Annotated in this window: 22 protein-coding genes; 10 read left to right on the forward strand and 12 right to left on the reverse strand. The window is 58.3% G+C overall.

The features are described 5' to 3' along the window. The 12 genes from H559_RS0109960 to H559_RS0110015 all read right to left on the reverse strand — a co-directional run bounded on the left by H559_RS0109960 (position 1) and on the right by H559_RS0110015 (position 7,817). Complete coding sequence (locus H559_RS0109960) at positions 1–465, reverse strand: DUF4870 domain-containing protein (protein WP_028452591.1); 465 nt, start codon at positions 463–465, stop codon at positions 1–3. Positions 466–516: 51 nt separating this feature from the next. Then, positions 517–1,770, reverse strand: coding sequence for a UDP-N-acetylglucosamine 1-carboxyvinyltransferase (gene murA, locus H559_RS0109965; RefSeq protein WP_028452592.1), 1,254 nt, complete (start codon positions 1,768–1,770; stop codon positions 517–519). A 64-nt stretch (positions 1,771–1,834) separates the two neighbouring features. Next, the gene (locus H559_RS0109970) at positions 1,835–2,029 is read right to left on the reverse strand and encodes a hypothetical protein (RefSeq protein WP_028452593.1); all 195 of its coding nucleotides are present in this window, start codon (positions 2,027–2,029) and stop codon (positions 1,835–1,837) included. Next, positions 2,029–2,262: a BolA family protein gene (locus H559_RS0109975; protein ID WP_028452594.1), complete on the reverse strand. Its 234-nt coding sequence runs from the start codon at positions 2,260–2,262 to the stop codon at positions 2,029–2,031. Before H559_RS0109975 ends, H559_RS0109970 begins: the two co-directional genes overlap by 1 nt. Positions 2,263–2,364: 102 nt before the next feature. Further along, entirely contained in the window at positions 2,365–3,120 is a 756-nt protein-coding gene (locus H559_RS0109980; protein WP_028452595.1) for an ABC transporter permease, read from the reverse strand. Further along, a complete protein-coding gene (locus H559_RS0109985) occupies positions 3,117–4,037 on the reverse strand; it encodes an ABC transporter ATP-binding protein (protein ID WP_028452596.1) in 921 nt (306 codons plus the stop codon). Before H559_RS0109985 ends, H559_RS0109980 begins: the two co-directional genes overlap by 4 nt. Beyond that, positions 4,034–4,792 carry an MlaA family lipoprotein gene (locus H559_RS0109990; protein ID WP_028452597.1) on the reverse strand — a complete coding sequence of 253 codons (759 nt, stop codon included), beginning with the start codon at positions 4,790–4,792 and terminating at the stop codon, positions 4,034–4,036. The genes H559_RS0109985 and H559_RS0109990 overlap by 4 nt, the downstream gene beginning before the upstream one ends. Before the next feature lie 34 nt (positions 4,793–4,826). Continuing rightward, on the reverse strand, positions 4,827–5,117 hold the full coding sequence (locus H559_RS0109995; protein WP_028452598.1) for an STAS domain-containing protein: 291 nt from the start codon (positions 5,115–5,117) through the stop codon (positions 4,827–4,829). Continuing rightward, entirely contained in the window at positions 5,114–5,719 is a 606-nt protein-coding gene (locus H559_RS0110000) for an MlaC/ttg2D family ABC transporter substrate-binding protein (RefSeq protein WP_028452599.1), read from the reverse strand. The genes H559_RS0109995 and H559_RS0110000 overlap by 4 nt, the downstream gene beginning before the upstream one ends. 3 nt (positions 5,720–5,722) lie before the next feature. Next, a complete protein-coding gene (gene mlaD / locus H559_RS0110005) occupies positions 5,723–6,202 on the reverse strand; it encodes an outer membrane lipid asymmetry maintenance protein MlaD (protein ID WP_028452600.1) in 480 nt (159 codons plus the stop codon). 18 nt (positions 6,203–6,220) lie between these two features. Continuing rightward, positions 6,221–7,015, reverse strand: a complete 795-nt coding sequence (gene mlaE / locus H559_RS0110010; RefSeq protein WP_028452601.1) for a lipid asymmetry maintenance ABC transporter permease subunit MlaE — start codon at positions 7,013–7,015, stop codon at positions 6,221–6,223. Next, positions 7,008–7,817, reverse strand: a complete 810-nt coding sequence (locus H559_RS0110015; RefSeq protein WP_028452602.1) for an ABC transporter ATP-binding protein — start codon at positions 7,815–7,817, stop codon at positions 7,008–7,010. The genes mlaE and H559_RS0110015 overlap by 8 nt, the downstream gene beginning before the upstream one ends. 226 nt (positions 7,818–8,043) lie before the next feature. Between H559_RS0110015 and H559_RS19785 the strand changes: the two genes are divergently transcribed. The 10 genes from H559_RS19785 (at position 8,044) to H559_RS0110065 (ending at position 19,860) form a co-directional block, all read left to right on the forward strand. Next, positions 8,044–8,943, forward strand: a complete 900-nt coding sequence (locus tag H559_RS19785) for an ExeA family protein (protein ID WP_081412982.1) — start codon at positions 8,044–8,046, stop codon at positions 8,941–8,943. 96 nt (positions 8,944–9,039) lie between these two features. After that, positions 9,040–10,947: a type II secretion system protein GspD gene (locus H559_RS0110025; RefSeq protein ID WP_162143318.1), complete on the forward strand. Its 1,908-nt coding sequence runs from the start codon at positions 9,040–9,042 to the stop codon at positions 10,945–10,947. A gap of 16 nt (positions 10,948–10,963) precedes the next feature. After that, the gene (locus H559_RS22195; protein WP_081412983.1) at positions 10,964–12,403 is read left to right on the forward strand and encodes a tetratricopeptide repeat protein; all 1,440 of its coding nucleotides are present in this window, start codon (positions 10,964–10,966) and stop codon (positions 12,401–12,403) included. Beyond that, positions 12,400–14,112 (forward strand): GspE/PulE family protein, encoded by a 1,713-nt coding sequence (locus H559_RS0110035; RefSeq protein ID WP_245579361.1) that lies wholly within the window; start codon positions 12,400–12,402, stop codon positions 14,110–14,112. The genes H559_RS22195 and H559_RS0110035 overlap by 4 nt, the downstream gene beginning before the upstream one ends. A gap of 36 nt (positions 14,113–14,148) precedes the next feature. Beyond that, positions 14,149–15,342 (forward strand): type II secretion system F family protein, encoded by a 1,194-nt coding sequence (locus H559_RS0110040; protein ID WP_028452605.1) that lies wholly within the window; start codon positions 14,149–14,151, stop codon positions 15,340–15,342. Next, complete coding sequence (locus H559_RS0110045; RefSeq protein WP_028452606.1) at positions 15,339–16,934, forward strand: hypothetical protein; 1,596 nt, start codon at positions 15,339–15,341, stop codon at positions 16,932–16,934. The genes H559_RS0110040 and H559_RS0110045 overlap by 4 nt, the downstream gene beginning before the upstream one ends. Continuing rightward, complete coding sequence (locus tag H559_RS0110050; RefSeq protein ID WP_034640655.1) at positions 16,931–17,527, forward strand: hypothetical protein; 597 nt, start codon at positions 16,931–16,933, stop codon at positions 17,525–17,527. The genes H559_RS0110045 and H559_RS0110050 overlap by 4 nt, the downstream gene beginning before the upstream one ends. Next, positions 17,524–17,853 carry a hypothetical protein gene (locus tag H559_RS0110055; protein ID WP_028452608.1) on the forward strand — a complete coding sequence of 110 codons (330 nt, stop codon included), beginning with the start codon at positions 17,524–17,526 and terminating at the stop codon, positions 17,851–17,853. Before H559_RS0110050 ends, H559_RS0110055 begins: the two co-directional genes overlap by 4 nt. Before the next feature lie 32 nt (positions 17,854–17,885). After that, positions 17,886–19,154 carry a hypothetical protein gene (locus H559_RS0110060; RefSeq protein WP_028452609.1) on the forward strand — a complete coding sequence of 423 codons (1,269 nt, stop codon included), beginning with the start codon at positions 17,886–17,888 and terminating at the stop codon, positions 19,152–19,154. Further along, positions 19,144–19,860, forward strand: a complete 717-nt coding sequence (locus tag H559_RS0110065; RefSeq protein WP_028452610.1) for a type II secretion system protein — start codon at positions 19,144–19,146, stop codon at positions 19,858–19,860. Before H559_RS0110060 ends, H559_RS0110065 begins: the two co-directional genes overlap by 11 nt. The last annotated feature ends 56 nt before the right edge of the window (positions 19,861–19,916 follow it).

Raw genomic sequence — 19,916 nt, forward strand, 5'->3', positions numbered from 1 at the left:
TTATTTGAACAGCTTGAGCGTAACAGGGTATTTCGACTTCCAGCCATTGATGGCCTTGGCACCTTCCCACAGGGCGAACATGGCCGAGCCGATGCCGACCCACCACAGCGGGAAAATGCTGTTGAACATCATGCTGCCGAGCATGGCCACGACGTAGAAGCAGCCCATCAGCAGCTGGAAATTCGTCGCCTGCAGCGCGTGTTGTTCGACAAATTCGGAATGCACGCGCGCGAACTGCAGGATCAGCACCGGAATCAGCAGCGCCAGAATCGGCAGCGGCAGCACGGGCAGCCAGAAGATGCCGGCGAGGTGTGCGAGTGCGGCAAAGCCCTTCTCGACCTGCTTGGGCGGCGGCGGGGTGCCGTCGCTGTCGTTGCCTGAGGGTTTGGGGTTGAGCGTCAGCATGTTGGAAACCTTGGTTGAGCCACAGGAGCACAGGGTAACGCCAAGCGGGCTGGCTTGCATGAAGCCAGCTCAATATTTGCGTTGTTCCCGTGCTCCGGCGGCAAAGACTGTTTAGCCGCTGATCCGTTCGATCTGCGCACCGACACCGCCCAGCTTGGTTTCGATGTGTTCGTAACCGCGGTCGAGGTGATAGATGCGGTCGACGATGGTTTCACCCTTGGCGACGAGGCCGGCAATGACCAGCGAGGCGGAGGCGCGCAGGTCGGTCGCCATCACGGTCGCGCCCGAGAAACCCTCGACGCCGGTCACAAAGGCCGAGTGACCGTCGACCTTGATGTTGGCCCCCATGCGCGCCAGTTCCGGCACGTGCATGAAGCGGTTTTCGAAAATAGTTTCGGTCATCACGCAGCTGCCGGTGGCCAGCGCGTTGAGCGTCATGAACTGTGCCTGCATGTCGGTCGGGAAGGCCGGGTATTCCAGTGTGCGGATGTCGACGGCCTTGGGGCGCTGCTTCATGTCGAGCGCAATCCAGTCGTCGCCGGCTTCGATGTAGGCGCCGGCTTCACGCAACTTGTCGAGCACCGCACCGAGGATGTCGGCGCGGGTCTTGCGCAGCAAGACCTTGCCCTGTGTGGCGGCGGCGGCGACCAGGAAGGTGCCGGTTTCGATGCGGTCGGGAACGATGGCATGCTCGGCGCCGTGCAGTTCCTTGACGCCTTCGATGGTGATGGTGTCCGTGCCGTGGCCGCTGATCTTGGCGCCCATCTTGATCAGGCACTCGGCCAGGTCAACCACTTCCGGCTCGCGTGCCGCGTTTTCCAGAATGGTCGTTCCCTCTGCAAGGGTTGCGGCCATCAGCAGGTTTTCTGTGCCGGTGACGGTAATCATGTCCGAGCGGAAGCGGCAGCCCTTGAGCTTGCCTTTCGCCTTCACATAGCCGTGTTCAATAACAATCTCAGCGCCCATCGCCTGCAGGCCTTTGATGTGCTGGTCAACCGGACGTGCGCCGATGGCGCAGCCGCCGGGCAGGGATACCTGTGCTTCGCCGAAGCGGGCGAGCGTGGGGCCGAGCACCAGAATCGACGCGCGCATGGTTTTTACCAGTTCATAGGGCGCGATGATGCTGGTGATGGCGTTGGCGGTCAGTTCGTATTCGTGCACGTTGTCGGTCATTACGCGCACGCCCATGCCCTGCAGCAGCTTCTGCGTGGTTTTCACGTCGGCGAGTTGCGGCACATTGGTGAGTCTGAGTGTTCCGGCGGTCAGCAGGCCGGCACACAGGATCGGCAGTGCGGCGTTCTTGGCGCCAGAAATGGTGATTTCACCGGAAAGTGCTTGTCCGCCGGTGATCTTGAGCTTGTCCATGGTTTACCTCACGGGGCAATGACCCCGTCCTGATTCAATTGATGTGTAGGGTGAGTCGTGTTCTTCAGCGGCTGAAATACCAGATCAGCCAGACGGCGATCACAATCAGCAGGGGCAGATTGGTCAGCGCCTGCAGGCGACTGGCGCTGCGGTTGGCTTCCCTGTCGCGCGCGGCGACCTTGGCATCCGCCAGCTTTTTTTTCTGCTCGTCGATGACGCCGAGGTCAAAGCGGCGCTCGTCGGGGCGATGATCGCTCATCAGGCTGCTTCAGCCGGTGTTTTTGTTGCGCGCAGACTCAGCGCGTGCAGCTCGCCCGAATCCAGCTGGCTTTTCAGGCGCTCTTTTACCAGCCGGTGGCGGTCAAGCAGTTTCAGGCCTTCGAAGGCCGTGGACACAATGCTGGCGTAGAAGTGATGCCCGTCGCCTTCCACCTCGACGGCGGTACAGGGCAGTGCGGCTTCGATGAGTTGCTTGACGTGTTCGGGTGACATACGCTTCTCGTGCGCGGCGTGACGCTGCGCGATATAAGAAAAGCGCTGATTTTACACCATTATCGCAACTTGGGCCTGCAGCTTGCCGGCCCGGTCTGTTGCCTAGTGGCGCAGCTTGTAGCCGCTTCTGAGCAGCTGCAGCGTATAGAGTGCCAGCAGCAGGCAGCAGCCACCGGCAATCGCCAGTGACAGCCAGGGGCTGGCATCGCTGGCGCCGAAGAAGCCGTAGCGGAAACCGTCGATGAGATAGAACACCGGATTGGCGTGCGACACCTTCTGCCAGAAGGGGGGCAGGCTGTGAATCGAATAGAACACACCGGACAGAAAGGTCAGCGGCATGATGAGGAAATTCTGGAAGGCGGCGAGCTGGTCGAATTTCTCGGCCCAGATACCGGCGATGATGCCGAGAATTGCCATGATCATGCTTCCCAGTAGCGCAAATGCAATGATCCATAGGGGGTATGCGAAGGCAGGCTTTGCAAAGAAAAGTGCTGCAACAAATACCCCGGCCCCTACCACAAGGCCGCGAATCATGGCGGCCAGCACGTAGGCTCCGAAAAATTCCAGATGCGACAGCGGCGGCAGCAGGATGTAGACAATATTGCCGGTAATCTTCGACTGGATCAGGCTTGATGATGTGTTGGCGAAGGCGTTCTGCAGCATCGTCATCATCGCCAGCCCCGGAATCAGGAAGGCGGTGTAGCGCACGCCCGGATAAGGTTCGACGTGCGCATCCAGCACATGTGCGAACACCAGCAAATACAGGAGCGACGTGAGCACCGGTGCGGCAACGGTCTGGAACGAGACCTTCCAGAAACGCAGGATTTCCTTGTAGAACAGCGTGTAGAAACCGGTCATGTCGGGCTCGCGGGCTGGGGTGTCTGCATCATGTCGAGGAAAATATCTTCCAGATCAGGTTTGGCGACCTCGATGTCGCGCACGCTGATGCCGGCCAGTTTCAGCTCGGCCAGTATGCCTTCCAGTGCCCCGCAGTCGGGCAGGCGCAGCTCGAAACTGCCGTCATCCCGCTGGCTGATCAGCCTGTCCTGCAGGCTGGCGGGCAATTCCCGGGGCTGCAGGCGCAGCACCAGACTGCGTGCCTTGCCGCGACCCAGCATCCGGCTCTTGTCCTCGAGGGCGATAAGATTGCCCTGCTTGAGCATGGCGATGCGGTTGCACAGCTCTTCGGCCTCTTCCAGATAATGCGTGGTCAGCACGATGGTGTGGCCATCGCTGTTCAGTCGCCGGATAAAGGCCCACAGTGTCTGGCGCAGCGCCACGTCGACGCCGGCCGTGGGTTCGTCAAGCACGATTACGGGAGGGCGGTGCACCAGTGCCTGTGCGACCATCACGCGGCGCTTCATTCCGCCCGACAGGGCGCGCATATTGCTGTTGGCCTTCTCGGTTAGCCCGAGATTGGCGAGGATTTCATCAATCCAGTCGTCATTTTTCCGGATGCCGAAATAGCCACTCTGGAAGGTCAGCGTTTCACGAACCGTGAAGAAGGGGTCGAAAACGAGCTCCTGCGGCACGATGCCGACAGCACGGCGAGCTTGCCGGTAATTGGCCTGGACATCAAAGCCCATGACGCGGGTCGTACCGCTGCTGGCGCGGTTCAGCCCACCGAGAATCGAAATGAGTGTGGTCTTGCCCGCGCCGTTGGGGCCGAGCAGGGCGAAGAAATCCCCTTCATTGACCTGGAAGCTGACGTTGTCCAGTGCACGGAAGTCGCCATACAGCTTGCTGACACCGGCAAAATCGATGGCAACACTCATGGTGTCGCTGTTCCTGCCGTAGCTTGCTCGGATGGTGGCGCTGCATCGTCATCCCCATCATCGTCCAGAGCCATCGGCAGCGGGTGTGGCGGTTCGCCATCGTAAACCTTGAACCAGCGCCGTTGCAGATAGGTGTCGCGGATGAAGGCGTAAGGGTCGAGCGCATCCTGCAGGGTTGCATCAAGCGGCAGCAGTTCGGCGCGCAGGCTGACCATGGCTACGCTGTAATAGCCGATCTGACCGGCCAGTGGGTCGATGTAATCAATGGGGCCCCAGGCGAGCCGGGATAGCGGGTCTACCGAGTCGCGCAGCGTCATCGGTCCATAAAACGGAATCATCAGATAAGGCCCGCTGGGGACGCCCCAGTAGCCCAGAGCCTGACCGAAGTCCTCATCCTGTTTCTTGAAGGGGACGTCGCTGCCGATGTCGATCAGGCCTGCAAGTCCGAAAGTAGAGTTGAGCACGACGCGCCCGGTGCCCTCTCCGGCAGCATGCCACTTGCCCTGCAGCAGCGCGGCGGGAATGCCGAACAGGTCGTCGATATTGCCGAAGAAATTGCGTACGCCCTGCTGGACTCCGCCGGGAACATAATTGCTCCAGCCCTGTGCAACTGGTCGCAGCACGGCCTTGTCGACCGAGTCGTTGAAGGCGTAGATCGGGCGATTGACGCTTTCGAGCGGGTCGTAGTTATTCTGTGGTGTCGCGCAGCCAGCCAGCAGCAGGGCCAGAGGAAGCAGAAGGGGGAATACTCGCATTGCGGTGTCCTTGCGCACGCTCGGGCGCTGAATTCTAGTTCGTTTCCTGCATGGGCGCAGCCGCGCCAGGCAGCAGATCCGACAGGGCGTAAACACGCAGCAGTTGCCGCAGTGAATCAGGTATACCAGTGAGTTGCAGCGCCAGCTGCCGCTGGCTGGCAACCCTTAGCCAGTGCAGCAAGAGGGCGACCGCCGAAGAATCAAGTTGTGAAACGCCTGCGAGATTGATCGTGCAGGCTTCCCCGTCATTCAGTGTGTCCAGCAGTGATAATTGTTCTGCCGCTGTCTGCATGGTCAGCGGCCCCGTGATGTGCAGCTCTCTCATTTGCTGGCGGAACTCGCGGCATTCCGGCTGGCCAGCTGCTTGATCAGGCCGTCGATGCCCTCACTGCGGATGACCGAGGCGAAGGTATTGCGGTGGTTGTTGATGAAACTGACACCGCCTACGGAAATGTCGTAGACCTTCCAGTCCGCGCCGGACTTTTCGAAACTGAAGTCCAGCGTGATGGGCTTTTCGCCGGGCAGGTTCACCTCGGTGCGGACGTCCTGTTCGCTCGGAGAGTTGCCCGCGCGTACCGACTTCACATCAACCTGGGCATTCTTGTAGATGGTCAATGCTGACAGATAGGTACGAACCAGCATGGTGCGGAATTCGCGTGTCAGAGCCTGCTGCTGCTCGGGCGTTGCGGTTTTCCAGTGCCGACCGGCGGCCAGCTGGGTCATGTGCGTGTAATCAACCAGCGGAGCGACGCGGGCATCAACCAGTTCGCGTACCTTGAGCGGATCCTTGTCATTCTTGCGGATGATCTCCAATACATCCCTGCTGCTCTGGCGCACCAGTTGCTCGGGTGTTTCGCTACTGGCAAGCACGTGTGGCATGAAACCGCAAAGCCCGAAGGCAAGGAAAAAACTGATAAATCGTTGCATCGCTTATTTCTCCGGTGTTGCTGTGTCGTCGCCTGCTGCCTTGGAAAACAGGAAGCGGCTGATCAGTTGTTCGAGTACGAGGGCTGACGAGGTAATCTTGAAGGTATCGCCGGATTTGAGCTGTACGTCATCCGCGCCGGTGGTGACGCCGATGTATTGCTCCCCAAGCAGGCCTGAAGTCAGAATTTCTGCGCTGCTGTCACGGCTGAAGCGATAACGCTGATCCATTGCCAGTGTTACACGTGCCACATAACGTTCCGTATCCAGCTCGATGGCGTCTACCCGGCCAACGACAACCCCTGCGCTCTTGACCGGGGCACGGACTTTCAGTCCGCCAATGTTTTCGAAATTGGCCGTCAGAGTATAGGTTTGTGCCGCAGGCAGGCTGGACAGTGTACTGACCTTCAGGGCAAGGAACATCAGTGCGGCAAAGCCGGCAATGGCAAAAAGACCAACCCAGAAATCAATCGTTCCACGTTTCATTATTGCATTCCCAATTTATTACACACCGCGGAACATGAAGGCGGTGAGGATGAAATCCAGAGCCAGAATGACCAGCGCACTGGTAACCACGGTACGGGTGGTTGCTGTTGATACCCCTTCCGCAGTGGGGGGCGCATCATACCCTTCGAAAACGGCAATCAGTGCAATGGCAATGCCAAAAAACACGCTCTTGATTATGCCGTTGACTACATCAAGCCTGAAGTCAACCGCGCCCTGCATCTGTGACCAGAAGCTGCCTTCGTCAAGCCCCAGCAACTGCACTCCGATCAGGTAACCACCGAAAATACCCATGGCACTGAACATGGCCGCAAGCAGCGGCATGGAAATGATGCCTCCCCAGAATTTGGGGGCAATGACCCGTGCCAGCGGGTTTACTGCCATCATTTCCATCGCGGCCAGCTGTTCGGTAGTTTTCATCAGCCCGATCTCGGCGGTGATGGCCGAGCCTGCACGGCTGGCAAACAGTAGTGCACCAACAACCGGGCCGAGTTCACGAACGAGTGACAAGGCAACCAGAATGCCCAGCGACGACGATGCACCAAAGCGCTGCAGGGTGTCATAACCCTGCAGGGCAAGCACCATGCCGACAAACAGGCCTGACACGCTGATGATCAGCACGGACAGGACGCCGGCAAACCAGATTTCCCGCAGCAGCAGGCGCGGACGTGTGAGGGTGACTGCACTGTGTCGCAGGATGGCCAGCAGGAAGCGGCAGGCAAAACCGAGCTTGATCAGCCTATCGGTCAGTGGGGCGCCCAGCCACTGGCAGAAGCGGCGGAATTGATCAGGCATGGCCAGCCTCCAGTCCCAGCTGTTCCAGATAGGGGGGGGCCGGTTTGTGGAACGGCAAGGGGCCATCCGGCCTGCCATTGATGAATTGCTGCACGAAGGGATGCGCCGAGGCGCGTACTTCTTCGGGTGTTCCGGAGGCGATGATGCTGCCATCTGCCAGAAAATAGACGTAGTCCACGAGGCTGAGCGATTCGGTTACGTCATGTGTTACCACGATCGATGCTGTTCCCAGTGCATCGTTGAGCTCCCTGATCAGGGTCGCAATGGTCGCCAGCGAGATCGGGTCCAGGCCGGTGAATGGTTCGTCATAAAGCATGATGGCTGGATCCAGCGCGATGGCTCGTGCCAGTGCCACACGTCTGGCCATGCCGCCAGACAGTTCCTGCGGCATCAGGTTCGCCGCACCACGCAGACCAACTGCATGCAGCTTCATCAGAACCAGGTCGCGGATCATGCTTTCCGGCAGAGTTGTTCTCTCCCGCAGGGGGAAAGCGACATTGTCATAGACGCTGATATCGGTAAAAAGCGCTCCGAACTGGAACAGCATTCCGAGTTTGCCGCGCAGTTCATACAGCCCGGCTTCGTCGAGGCTTGATGTATTCATGCCAGCAACATGAACATGGCCGTCATCGGGCAGCAGCTGGCCGCCGATCATCCGGAGCAAGGTGGTCTTCCCCGAGCCGGAGCCCCCCATGATTGCGACAAGCTGACCCTTGCGCACCTGCAGATCAATGCCCTTCAGGATGCGTTGTTTGCCATAGGCAAAACTTGTGTGTGAAAAATCGACCAGTATGTCGGACATGAAATGAACTGTCTGTTCCTTGTTCGAACTGCACGCGGGATATTTGCCGCGCCGCAGCCCGAGTGTTAAAAGCAGGCAGGGCCGTGACTGCGGAGGCGCCCTCGAAGCGAGGTTTCGTCAAGGCCCGTGTATAACCGGATAATGCTGCGAGTATATCGCTACAGTGTGATGTCACCTGTAACAAAGCATGTTGTGTCAGAGTATGGTAAGTGATCTGGAGTCCTAGGTGTACCTCGACTTTTTTGGCTTGACCAGTCCGCCTTTCCGGTTGACACCCCATCCGGACTTTTTCTTTGCCGGGGCCACCCGGGGCGATATTTTGCATGCCCTGGAATATGCGCTTGGTCAGGGAGACGGGCTGATCAAGGTGGTTGCCGATGTTGGTGCAGGCAAGACCATGCTCTGCAGGGTCTTGCTGGAAAGGATGCCGGTCCATATGGACAGTGTTCTGATAGCCAACCCGGCGCTGACCGCCGATGAATTGCTGCAGACGCTGGCCGATGAACTGGAGGTTTCGCTGGAAGGGGGCCGCCCGATGGCTCGGGTCAGGCGGCTAGAGTTGGCGCTGATCGAACGGTTTGCCGCCGGAAGGCAGGTGGTCATACTGGTTGACGAAGCTCATGCCATGCCTGATGAAAGTCTGGAGGCTATCCGCCTGCTATCCAATCTTGATCATGGGCACAGCAAACTGCTGCAAATCGTTCTGTTTGGCCAGACGGAACTGGATGTGCGTCTGGCGCAATCCCATCTTCGGCAATTACGCGAACGCATCGTGCATTCTTTCTCTCTTCCGCCATTATCCCCGCTGGACGTAGGGCGGTATCTCGAGTGCCGGCTAGCCGCGGCGGGCCTGTCGCGCACAGGTGTCTTTCATCCTGCCGCAGTCGCCGCGCTTGCCCGGGGCGCTGAAGGGCTCAGCAGGCGAATCAATATTCTTGCCGACAAATCGATGCTGGCGGCTTTTGTGGCAGGGAGTCCCTGTGTAGATGTCTCGCATGTGCATCTTGCTCTGCATGATGCGGGTTATGCGCGTGGGGAGGGATTTTTCCACAGATACCGCGCATTCATAGGCGCGGGTATTGTCTTTGCCGTTCTTGGCAGTCTTCTGCTGAGTTACCTGCATTGAACGAATGTGGTTTTACGGAGTAATCCGCTCAATTTGACTTGGAAAAGGCTTTCTCCCTGCGCTAGCCTTTAATCGCCGTTTATTCTGGAAATGCATGTGCAGATACTCAGAAGCGCTTTGTTCATATTCTTGCTTGCCGGCTGTGCCAGCCGCAATCCTGTTCCCATGGGGCCGGGGCAGGATCTTGCCGCAGCCGAGACAGTGAAAGCCGCAGGCCAAATTCCTTCACCTATTCAACTCGCACCTGAACTCCCAAAGCCGCGACCTGCCCGCAAGCAGGAAAGTTATAGTGTTGTTGTCAGCAATGTTGCCGTGCAGGACCTTCTGTTCGCACTCGCGCGTGATGCCAAGATCAATGCGGATATCCATCCTGGGGTGTCGGGCATGGTGACACTGAATGCCTTGAACCAGACTTTGCCGCAAATCATGGAACGTCTGGCTGCCCAGGTGCCGATGCGCTGGAGCGTTGAACAGGGCGTTTTGCATGTGAAACCTGATGAGCCTTATGTCCAGACCTACAAGATTGATTACCTCAATATCGCTAGGACGGTGAAATCGAACGTTTCCATTTCCAATTCGGTTTCCTCGACAGGAGGATCGGTAGCCAGTGATTCGGGTTCGCAAGCGACAGCATCGTGCGGCACTGCGGGCAGTAACTCCTCATGCACCATGCTGGATTACAGCAGTGAAAACCAGTTCTGGGTTCGGCTTGAGAAAAACCTGAAAGAAATCTTGGGAGTTGATCCAATTGCAATCAGCACCGGGAAAATTGGTGATGTGAGCAGTTTGGATAAGGTGGCCAATCGCCAGGATAAGGCAACCGTTGTCACGGCAGATTCTGAACGTGAAGTTGCCGGCAAGAACAGGCAACAGACCAGTGTTGAAAAAGTACAGGATCAGAGCCAGCAAACTCTGGCTGCGCTATTTCGTCTGCAGACGGAAGAACTGGAAAGGATGGCTGAGTTCCAGTTGAAGCAGGCGCGGATTCAGCGTGAAGAATACAAACGGTCCAATCAGGTAGTCATAAATCCCGAAACCGGGCTGGTTCTGGTCAGGGCTAGCCATAAAGATCAGCAGAAGGTAGCCGAATTTCTCGCCCAGATGCAGTCATCGGCTCAGCGACAGGTATTGATCGAAGCCACGATTGTTGAGGTGACACTGGGAGATAAATACCAGGCAGGAGTCGACTGGGCCAAGCTGGCAAGCGGTGGAAGCGGGTGGTCGTTTGGACAGAAAATGCTCGGTCAGAACATGAGCTCAGCTCCTTATGGCGGCATTTTCTTCAGCAGCAATAATTTTGACCTGACCGTGAAATTGCTCGAGCAGTTTGGCAGGACAAGGGTGTTGTCCAGCCCCAAGATCATTGCGCTGAACAATCAGACGGCCGTGATGAAAGTGGTCGAGGAGCAAGTCTATTTCACGATCAAGGCAACACCGGGACAGTCGGACAATGGTGTTATTTCCCAGCCTACTTATGAAAGTGAATTGCATACCGTACCGATTGGTCTGGTGATGCAGGTCACCCCGCAGATCGCGGATTCCGGTGCAATTTCGCTGAATGTGCGCCCGACTATTACCAATGTTAGCTCCTATGTTGCCGATCCAGCTGTTGCCATTCTGGCTGCCAACAGCGGATCGACTGTACAGAGCCTGATACCTGTAACCCAGGTGCGCGAGTTTGATTCAACCCTCAAGGTGCCATCAGGGCAGACCGCTGTGCTGGGGGGATTGATTCAGGATGCAATCAAGACCGACCGGCAAGGTATCCCGGTTTTGTCGCGAATACCAACCGTTGGCGATTTGTTCAGCTATCGGGATGACAAGGCCAGCAAGAGCGAACTGATCATTTTCTTGCGGCCGGTGCTGGTGCGTGATGCCAGCATGAATGGTGATTTTGCCAATCTGAAGGGATATTTGCCGGGCAGCGATTTTTTCCAGAGCCCGCAGGATTTTGATTTGTCGGCTTATCAGGCGGGAGCTGTTCCTCCCGAAGCTGCGCGATAGAGGCCGGAGGTAAGCAATGAGTCTGTTGCTGAAGGCACTCAAGCAGGCCGAAGAGCAAAAGCGGCTTCGCGAAGCCGCCGCACAGGAACTGGATGCCCCATTGCCGGAACTGACTCTGGATGCCGAGCCTCCGTCTGGTGTGGTGCCCAGTGAAGAGCGGGCCGAACTTGAATTCGTGAACGATTCGGCAGAGATGGCTGCTGAGAACGCGCCCACTCCTGTACCTTTCCCTGTCGATATGCAAATGGCGCTTCAGGATGACAACCTTGCCGAGGAGGGGGATCAGGCCTCTGTGGCTCGAAGGGTCGCGGCTACACAAGAAGAGCCTCTGCAAGTACATCCTGTCGAGGAGGGTGAGCCCGCCAGCAATCGCCAGGATGTTTCATCCTCCGCAGTGGGTGCAGGAACCGCCGCGCGGTTTGATAAACCACAAGCTACTCCTTCAGCCCATTCACTGCATGTTGCATCGGCCATTCTTAATTCCACGCACCCCCGAAGCAAGGATAGTCGAGCTTTGCCATGGCTGATGACGGCAGGTGGAGGCTCTTTGCTTGTCTGCCTCGGCTGGTTGTACTGGCAGTGGCAGGGGATTCCTGGTGTGAATCCGCTTGTGGCACCAACCGCAGTGTCCGTAGTGACCGCTTCACCAGCGGCTTCAAACGTGCAGGAGCATGAGAAGAACCCATATAAGGCTAGTCAGGATGGCGGTTTAGCAGCTGACGAGATGGTGAACGGTATGGGGCACGAAGCCCCGGAGCTGCAGGGAAATAAAGTGCGTGCAGGGGTGAAACATCCGGATTTGCCTGTGCAAACGACGGAGCGCAACGAGATTCGCCCGGCGGTGAGCAACAGCAATGGCTCTCCAAAATTCGAACGCCATCTGTCTGATGACAGGGAGGATGCCGGACTTCTTGCTGCGTGGCAGGCCTATCAGGACGGGCGGATGGAGCAGGCGAAGGCCGGCTATGAAAAAGTGCTCCAGCAAGATACCCGCAATCGTGATGCCATGCTGGGAATGGGCGCGGTTTCTTTGCGTCAGGGGCTTGCTGCTGATGCTGCGCAATGGTATCGGCGTGTACTGCAGGCATATCCGCAAGATGAGACCGCCAGGGCAGCCTTGCTTGCAATTGGCTCGCAGGAAATGGATGCGGCAACTGCCGCTCGCTTGCAGCAGGAATCCCGTCCGGAAAACGCGCTGCTGCTGGGGCAGTATTATGCCGCCCAGCAGCGCTGGGCCGAGGCCCAGGAACAGTATTTTACGGCCTGGTCGCAGTCTCCCGACAATCCGGGGCTGGCTTTCAATCTGGCGGTCTGTCTGGATCACCTGAATCAGCCTCGTCTGGCGATGGAGTATTACCAGAAGGCTCTCAAGTTGTCGCAAGGCAAAAAGGGCCAGTCGTTTGATCCGGCTTCCGTTCAGCACCGCGTTTTCGAACTGGAGGCGTCATTGCGATGAATATGGCATCCAAAGGCAAGCTCCCGCTTGGTCAGCTGCTGGTCAGCAAGGGGCTGGTTACCGAGGATCAGTTGCGGATTGCCCTGCTTGAACAGCGCCGCTCCGGGAGTCCTCTGGGCAAGCTGATGGTTTCGCTCGGTTTTGTTTCAGAAAACGTGCTGCGTGAAGCGCTCTCGGAGAACCTTGGCAACCAGAGTATTGATCTGAGCCGGGTCATCCCGGATGCTCAGGCCTTGGGGCTGGTTTCAAAGGAAGCCGCGCGCCGTTTACTCGTTCTTCCTGTGGCCCTTGATGAGAAGGCTGGAGGGCTGACCGTTGCTATGGCCAATCCGAACAACCTGGTCGCCATGGATCAGTTGCGCACACTGGTAAACGGGCGTGAAGTCATTGCCTTGCTGGCGGGCGAATCAGAAGTTGTTCATGCCATTGACCAGTATTACGGTTTTGAGTTGTCTATTGACGGCATTCTCAGGGAAATTGAAACCGGTGAAATAGACTGGAGCAGTTTGTCCGCTGCAGATTCGGAATACAGCCAACCGGTTGTCCGGCTGATTGACGCCTTGCTGGCTGACGCTGTGACCAGAGGGGCGTCCGATCTTCATTTCGAGCCCGAGCAATCCTTTGTCCGTATTCGCTACCGGATTGATGGTGTGCTGCGGCAAATTCGTGCCTTGCACAAAACATACTGGCCAGCAATGGTTGTGCGGCTCAAGGTCATGTCCTCAATGAATATTGCTGAAACCAGAGCCCCGCAGGATGGGCGGATTTCGCTGACTCTGGCCGGCCGGCCGCTAGATTTCCGGGTGTCGAGCCAGCCTACCAGCTGGGGCGAAAACGTGGTTTTGCGGATTCTTGACCGTCAGAAAGGGCTGGTTCCGCTGGACGGGCTGGGGCTTGAAGCCCACAACCTCAATCTTCTCAGACTGATGATTGCCCGTCCTGAAGGCATCATCCTGGTAACGGGGCCGACGGGGTCGGGCAAGACAACCACGCTGTATTCAATACTCAGCCATATCAATACGGTTGAAGTGAATATCATGACGCTGGAAGACCCTGTCGAATATCCGATTCCGCAGATCCGGCAGACTTCGGTGAACGAGGCTGCAAAAATCGATTTTGCCAATGGCATCCGTTCAATGATGCGGCAGGATCCGGACATCATCCTGGTGGGCGAAATCCGCGACAAGGATACAGCCGAAATGGCTTTTCGCGCCGCGATGACCGGGCATCAGGTTTATTCCACGCTGCACACCAATTCGGCGCTGGGGGCAATCCCGCGTCTGCTGGATATCGGGGTGCTGCCCGACATCATGGCTGGCAATATTATCGGCATCGTTGCGCAGCGGCTGCTGCGCAAGCTCTGCATCCATTGCCGTGAAGAGTATGAGGCGGATGATTTCGAAGTGCAGCTGCTTGGACTCAAGCCTTCAACGGAGCCCGTACGCCTCTTCAGAGCCAGGGGGTGCATCCATTGCGAGCAGCAGGGCTACAGGGGGCGAACAGCCATCATGGAATTGCTCAAAATGAATGCCGAAATTGATGAAATGCTCGCGCGGCGGGCAACGACCCAGGAAATCCGTGCGGTTGCATTGCGGCATGGCTTCCGGACTCTTGCCGATGATGCCTGCCGCAGGGTGCTGGACGGCAGTACATCGCTGGATGAGATTTCCAGAGTCGTTGATCTGACGGACCGTATTGCCAATGCCTAATCCTGATTTGCTTCGCATTCACCGCGTGGACTGAATATGCAGTTTCACTATCGCGCGACTGACGAGACAGGACGGCTGCAGCAAGGCGACATGGATGCGGTCAACCTGTCCGATCTCGAGCTGCGTCTTGGCAAGCTGGGGCTGACCCTGATTCGTGCCCGGGAAACCCGGCGCCGCGCCATGAAAGGGCGCCGTGTCGGGCGTCGGGACCTGATTACCTTCTGTTTCCACATGGAGCAGCTTACCCGGGCTGGCGTACCCCTGCTCGATGGTCTCGGAGATCTGCGGGATACACTCGAACACCTGCGGTTTCGCAATGTCGTCGCCAATCTGATTGAAGAAATCGAAGGCGGGCAGTCCTTTTCTTCTGCTCTGGCTCTGCATCCGGCCGTGTTTGACGAGGTTTTTGTGAATCTGATTCGTGCCGGCGAGGAGTCGGGGCGCCTGCCCGATGTGCTGCAGAATCTGACAGAAACGCTGAAATGGCAGGATGAACTGGCGGCCCAGGCCAAAAAAGTCGTGATGTATCCGGCGTTTGTGGCCTCGATGGTGCTGTGTGTGGTCATTTTCCTCATGGTGTATCTCGTTCCGCAGCTGGTCGATTTCATCAAGGCGATGAATTCGACGCTACCCTGGAATACCCTTTTGCTGATTGCCATATCGAACTTTGTCCGCGACTATTGGTGGGCGTTGCTCCTCTCGCCATTTTTGATGTTTGCGCTGTTCAGGATGCAAATGAAGCGCAGTGCCAGGTTCCGCCTCAGGGTGGATGGCTGGAAGCTGGGTGTCTGGCTGTTTGGCCCCATCCTGAAGAAGATCATTCTTGCCCGGTTCGCGAGCTATTTCGCTCTGATGTACTCCGCCGGTATTCCCATTCTGGGTTGCATCCGCATCTGTCAGGGCATCATGGGTAACCAGGTGGTCAGCGACGCATTGCGTCGCGCAGAGCTGCAAATCAGTGAAGGCCAGGGCGTGAGCAGCAGCTTCGAACGTGTCGGCCTTTTTCCGCCTCTGGTGCTCAGAATGCTGCGGGTGGGGGAAAACACGGGGCAGCTGGACGGGGCTTTGCTGAACGTGTCCTATTTTTACAATCGTGATGTGAAGGAGGCGATCGAGCGTGTGCAAGCCCTGATCGAGCCCGTCATGACAGTAGTGCTCGGACTGATTCTGCTGTGGATCATGTCGTCCGTGCTTGGTCCCATTTTCGATACGATCAGCAAGTTGCGATGAAAAACAGGTCACTGATCATTCTGGCCGGGAACGCGACCTTCACTGTCTGGAAGCGCGCGGACGGTGCATGGCATGCCCTCGCCGGCGCCCAGCCGTATGATGACAGCGGCTATGCGTTCCTGGCAGGACTGGCGCAAAGCCACGCCAGAGCGGTCTGGCGCATTCTGCTTGACCAGGTTGAAGAGGAATTCCAGCTGGAAGTGCTGCCGGCACTCGGGCGATCAGATACAAAGGCGTTGCTGGCCAGAAAGCTGGAGCAGCAGTTCAGGGGAACGCCGTACCGGATTGCGACTCCTGTAAAAAGACGGCAGGCGGACAAAAGTGCCGGCTTCCTTCTTTCGGCGCTGACCCGCCGCGAAGTGCTGGATCAGCTCCTCGCCATCTTGCTTGATGCAAGATGTGTACTTGCCGGCATACATTCGCTGGCGATGCTGCTGCAGGTGTGGCAGAAGAAGCTGGCTGCGAGCCATCCGCACAGCCTGCTGCTTGGCGAATTTGTTCCCGGACAGGTTCGTCAGACCTATTGTCAGCATGAAGGGCTGCTTTTTTCCCGCCAGGCACTGCTGGTTCAGAAAGGGCATGCGGATGAACTGGCCAATGAAATAAGACGTACCCGGCAATATCTCACGACATTGCGGCAAATGGCGCGTGATGATGTGCTGGAAGTGCTGCTGTTGTGTGACCCCTGGATGGGGCCCGCCGATGAGGCCGCCCTGCGTACTGCGTTGCAGGGCGATGCGGCCCAGATCAGGCTGCATCTTGTTCAGTCTCTTGTGCTTGACGCACATGCCAAACAGGAGAGCGATTGGCTGCAGGCTGCACTGACGCTGCTGGCCAGCGGAGGCGTGCCAAACCAGTATGCCACCCCCGGGATGCTGCGTTTCCTGCGCTTGCAGCAGGTAAATTCTGCGCTGTTTATTCTGGGCGGCAGTGTATTGCTGGGCGCATTACTTGCGTCGGCAAGTCTGCTCTCCGGCTTGTCCGACAGGGAGGCCGACTATGCCCTTGCCCAGAGGACGCTGATGCAGACCCTCAAGGAAAAGCAGCGTGTTGATGGCTTGCTGGCAACGCAGCCGAACCTTGATCCGTTGTGGGTCCGTGATGTTACTGTTCTTGCCGAGCGCTCGCTGTCATCCTGGCCTGATCCTGAGGCTGCAGCCAAGGCGACAAGTCGCGTTCTGCTCGAATTTCCATCTCTGCAGATTGACCGCTTCGAATGGTGGCAGGGGCGGGCACCAGAAAATGCGGCAATCGAAGAGGGTAGTGGTCGCAGTGCAGACACACCGGCTCAATCCGGGACAACAGGAGGTGAAACGGGTCAGGCCGAATATGCTCCGGGAGCCGAATATTTCATCCTCGCGGGGGCGCTGCGTGCGCAGGCGGGTGAATACCGGCAAGCCATGCAGCAATTCGAGCAGCTGATGGCCCGGACGCGGCAGTTCCGGCATGTCACGGTTGAAGCCATCAAGTGGCCGATCGATGTCAGTTCCGCCGGGCATCTAGGTGGAGATAGCAAGCAGGCCGATCCGGAACAGCGTGAATTTGTCCTGCTGGTCAGACGGCTCGCCCCCGGGCAAGGTGCTCCACAATGAAACTCATGCCTGCAGACTGGAAAGCCTTGCGCCCGGCCTTGCTCTGGGTGGCGGGGACATTTTTCTTCGCCACTCTCGTGGTCGGCGGTTCTTATCTCTATGTGCAATGGGATGCTCGTGCCCTGGCAACGCTGAAAGAACAGACAGGCCAGGCCAGGCAGGAACTGGATCAGGGCATGATCAACTGGCAGATCATGAGTACCCGCCTGCCCCTGTATGAAGCGATCAGGCAGGACGGCGTGCTTGGTGGTGAGCATCGTCTGGAGTGGCAGGAAGCTCTGGACCGCCTGCAGCGAGACCGTCCCGCACTGGAGCTGACTTATGAAATTGCACCACAGCGTGCGCTGGCAGGAATGAGCGAAGGACAGGCACAGATTCTGGCTAGCAGTTTCTCGCTCAAATATCGCGCAACGGATGAACGTGTTTATTCGGAAGTAAACCGCATCATCTTTGCCCTGCCGGGTCGGCTGGTTACGCGGCATTGCCGTCTTGGCAGGCCTGCGGATGCGGAAGGCATCAGTGTGGATTGCCGTTATGACTGGCTGACCATTGCCAGCGTCCCCGCTACGGCTGAAAAGGAGATGGCGCCATGAAACTGCTGCCATGCTTGCTGCACTGCGCGCTGGTTCTGTGTGCCGGGCTTCTTGGTCAGTCCGCCGCCGCCGCGGATGACTGGGGGCGCCTGTTCTATTCGCCCGCCGAGCGAGCTGCCGAACACGCGCCGCAGACTGTCGATGCGCCGGCACAGGAGATCAGGCAATTCAGTGGTGAAATCAGGGTGAGTGGTGGCAAGAGGGTCCGCCTGATCAATGGGCAGCCCTCGACGGCTTCTCCTCCGGCCCATGTGCGACCGGGAGAGGCCTGGGATGCGCAGAGTGGCGAGGTGAAAAATCCCATCCGGGTGCTGGTTGGGCCATGAGGCGGAGGCCGCAGCGTTCGCGCGGAGCTACCTTGCTGCTGCTCCTTTTGCTGCTGGGAGTGGCTGCCGCAGCACTGATCATCGCTGCGGTCAGACACATCAACCCCGATGAAATCAAGCGCCAGCGCAGCGCCGAAGCCTTGCAGATCGCAAGGCAGGCCGTCATCAGCTGGTCGGTCAGCCAGATGGGAACGGCTGGCTCGGGGAACTGCAGCGGCGGAGGCGCTGGCACCGCCTGCAATCCCGGCGAGATGCCCTGCCCGGACCGCTATGCGCTCACCGATCTTGCCCTTGGTTCGTCCAGTTTGCCGTGCAATGGAGCAACAGCCACAACGCGCATTGGCCGTCTGCCATGGCGCACACTGGGTATCGCTCCTGCGCTGGACGGATATGGCCAGCCCTTGTGGCTGGCGGTCGATCTTGCCTATGCCAAGCGCAATACGGCGAATGCATCCGCAAAAGTGAATAACGATGTTCTGGCCAGCCTGCAGATTGTTGCCAGCGATGGTGTCACCGTGCTGACCCAGCCAGGCAACCGCGCGCTTGCCGTGATTTTCGCCCCCGGGCCGGCGCAGGGTGGGCAGGCGAGGCCCTCAAATACGGTAGCCGATTATCTGGACAGGGCCGCAGGGCTTGATAACAGCGCACCTAGTGGTCCGTTCATCGTTCCGGCCTACAATCCGGCGGTTGCCACCAATGAGCAGGCCAATGACCAGCTGGTTTTCATCACCGCTGCAGATCTATTCCGTGAAATCAACCTGCGGCTGGGTGCTGAAGTAACGACGCTGCTAGCCGACTACTGGCAGGCCAACGGTAGCCTTTACCCGCAGCCGGCCAGCCTTGCCGACAGCATCTGTCGCAACAGCACCTCCAATGCCGCGTGCAACCCGCAGCCCGCCGGATTTTGTCGCGGTATCGTCCCCAGACGCTATCCCGGTACAACGCCCGTGCAGCCCGGCTCGCTCTGGTATGTGCAGAATGTCTGGCATCGCGGCATCTATTATGCGGTTGGCGCAGTGAATGGTGGCGGCTGCCAGGATCCGATCGTCGCCGGTGTGAGCGGTAGCTTCGACGCGATTTTCATCCTTCCTGGGCCACCATTGGGCGGGCAAGTCCGCCTGGCCGGCACGGATGTAAAGCCGGGCTATGCCCTCAGCGATTATCTGGAAGACGCCGCCAACCAGGATGGCTGGACGGATAGTGGCGCAGCGGCGGATGCCTATGTTTTGCCAGGTCCCGGCAGCAATGACGTGATGTATCTGTGCAGGATGGGAGAGTGCCGTGAAGCGCATGCGTGGTAAATGCCGGCCAGCCGGCTTTTCGCTGGTGGAAATGGTCGTGGTGCTGGTGATCATCGGCCTGATGCTGGGCGCCATGCTGGGGCCTCTGTCCGCGCAGCTGGAAGCCCGGCGCCTGAATGAAAGCAAGACGGCCATCGAGCAGGCCCGCGAAGCGTTGCTTGGCTACCTGCTGATCAACAACCGCCTGCCTTGTCCTGCCAGTGCCACGCTGGCAGAAGGCAGCGCCGGTGCCGGCGAGGAAAGCGCTGCACGTGATGCCAGCGGTCAATGCACCTTGCTGCAGGGGGTGATTCCCTGGGTGACGCTGGGGGTGCCGCAGACGGACTCCTGGGGCCGGCGCTTGACCTATCGCGTCAGTCCGGCATTTACGAAGCTGGATGCTGCAACACCGTGCGGAGCAGGGGGAAGCAGCAAGCCCTGCTTCACGCTCAGCACACCGGGAGTCCTGACGGTAAGGGCTGCTGCTGGCAGCAATCTGGCTACGACTCTGCCTGCGGTGGTGGTTTCGCATGGCGCCAACGGGCGGGGCGGCTATCAGCCTGATGGAGCGCAAGTTGCGGGTGCGGTGGGTGACGAGCTGGAAAACAGCGATAGCAACGTGACCTTCGTCAGTCGGCCGGCCGACGACAGTTATGACGATCTGACGACCTGGCTGGCCACGCCTGCACTCATGGCGCGCCTGGTCAGCGCCGGCAAATTGCCATAAGTTTTGATCTGATACCTGTATATGTATTGCCATGCAGCCTTTTACTCGAAAGGGCT

It is taken from the genome of Chitinilyticum aquatile DSM 21506 (assembly GCF_000430805.1).
Taxonomy (GTDB): domain Bacteria; phylum Pseudomonadota; class Gammaproteobacteria; order Burkholderiales; family Chitinibacteraceae; genus Chitinilyticum; species Chitinilyticum aquatile.

Coding starts and splice junctions, on each gene's coding strand:
- H559_RS0109985 (WP_028452596.1), bottom strand. CDS start 4,037: ATGAGTGTTGCCATCGATTTTGCCGGTGTCAGCAAGCTGTATGGCGAC.
- H559_RS0110055 (WP_028452608.1), top strand. CDS start 17,524: ATGAAACTGCTGCCATGCTTGCTGCACTGCGCGCTGGTTCTGTGTGCC.
- H559_RS0110040 (WP_028452605.1), top strand. CDS start 14,149: ATGCAGTTTCACTATCGCGCGACTGACGAGACAGGACGGCTGCAGCAA.
- mlaD (WP_028452600.1), bottom strand. CDS start 6,202: ATGAAACGTGGAACGATTGATTTCTGGGTTGGTCTTTTTGCCATTGCC.
- H559_RS22195 (WP_081412983.1), top strand. CDS start 10,964: ATGAGTCTGTTGCTGAAGGCACTCAAGCAGGCCGAAGAGCAAAAGCGG.
- H559_RS0109990 (WP_028452597.1), bottom strand. CDS start 4,792: ATGCGAGTATTCCCCCTTCTGCTTCCTCTGGCCCTGCTGCTGGCTGGC.
- mlaE (WP_028452601.1), bottom strand. CDS start 7,015: ATGCCTGATCAATTCCGCCGCTTCTGCCAGTGGCTGGGCGCCCCACTG.
- murA (WP_028452592.1), bottom strand. CDS start 1,770: ATGGACAAGCTCAAGATCACCGGCGGACAAGCACTTTCCGGTGAAATC.
- H559_RS0110050 (WP_034640655.1), top strand. CDS start 16,931: ATGAAACTCATGCCTGCAGACTGGAAAGCCTTGCGCCCGGCCTTGCTC.
- H559_RS0109960 (WP_028452591.1), bottom strand. CDS start 465: ATGCAAGCCAGCCCGCTTGGCGTTACCCTGTGCTCCTGTGGCTCAACC.
- H559_RS0109980 (WP_028452595.1), bottom strand. CDS start 3,120: ATGACCGGTTTCTACACGCTGTTCTACAAGGAAATCCTGCGTTTCTGG.
- H559_RS0110035 (WP_245579361.1), top strand. CDS start 12,400: ATGAATATGGCATCCAAAGGCAAGCTCCCGCTTGGTCAGCTGCTGGTC.
- H559_RS0110015 (WP_028452602.1), bottom strand. CDS start 7,817: ATGTCCGACATACTGGTCGATTTTTCACACACAAGTTTTGCCTATGGC.
- H559_RS0110000 (WP_028452599.1), bottom strand. CDS start 5,719: ATGCAACGATTTATCAGTTTTTTCCTTGCCTTCGGGCTTTGCGGTTTC.
- H559_RS0109995 (WP_028452598.1), bottom strand. CDS start 5,117: ATGAGAGAGCTGCACATCACGGGGCCGCTGACCATGCAGACAGCGGCA.
- H559_RS0110045 (WP_028452606.1), top strand. CDS start 15,339: ATGAAAAACAGGTCACTGATCATTCTGGCCGGGAACGCGACCTTCACT.
- H559_RS0109970 (WP_028452593.1), bottom strand. CDS start 2,029: ATGAGCGATCATCGCCCCGACGAGCGCCGCTTTGACCTCGGCGTCATC.
- H559_RS0110065 (WP_028452610.1), top strand. CDS start 19,144: ATGCGTGGTAAATGCCGGCCAGCCGGCTTTTCGCTGGTGGAAATGGTC.
- H559_RS0109975 (WP_028452594.1), bottom strand. CDS start 2,262: ATGTCACCCGAACACGTCAAGCAACTCATCGAAGCCGCACTGCCCTGT.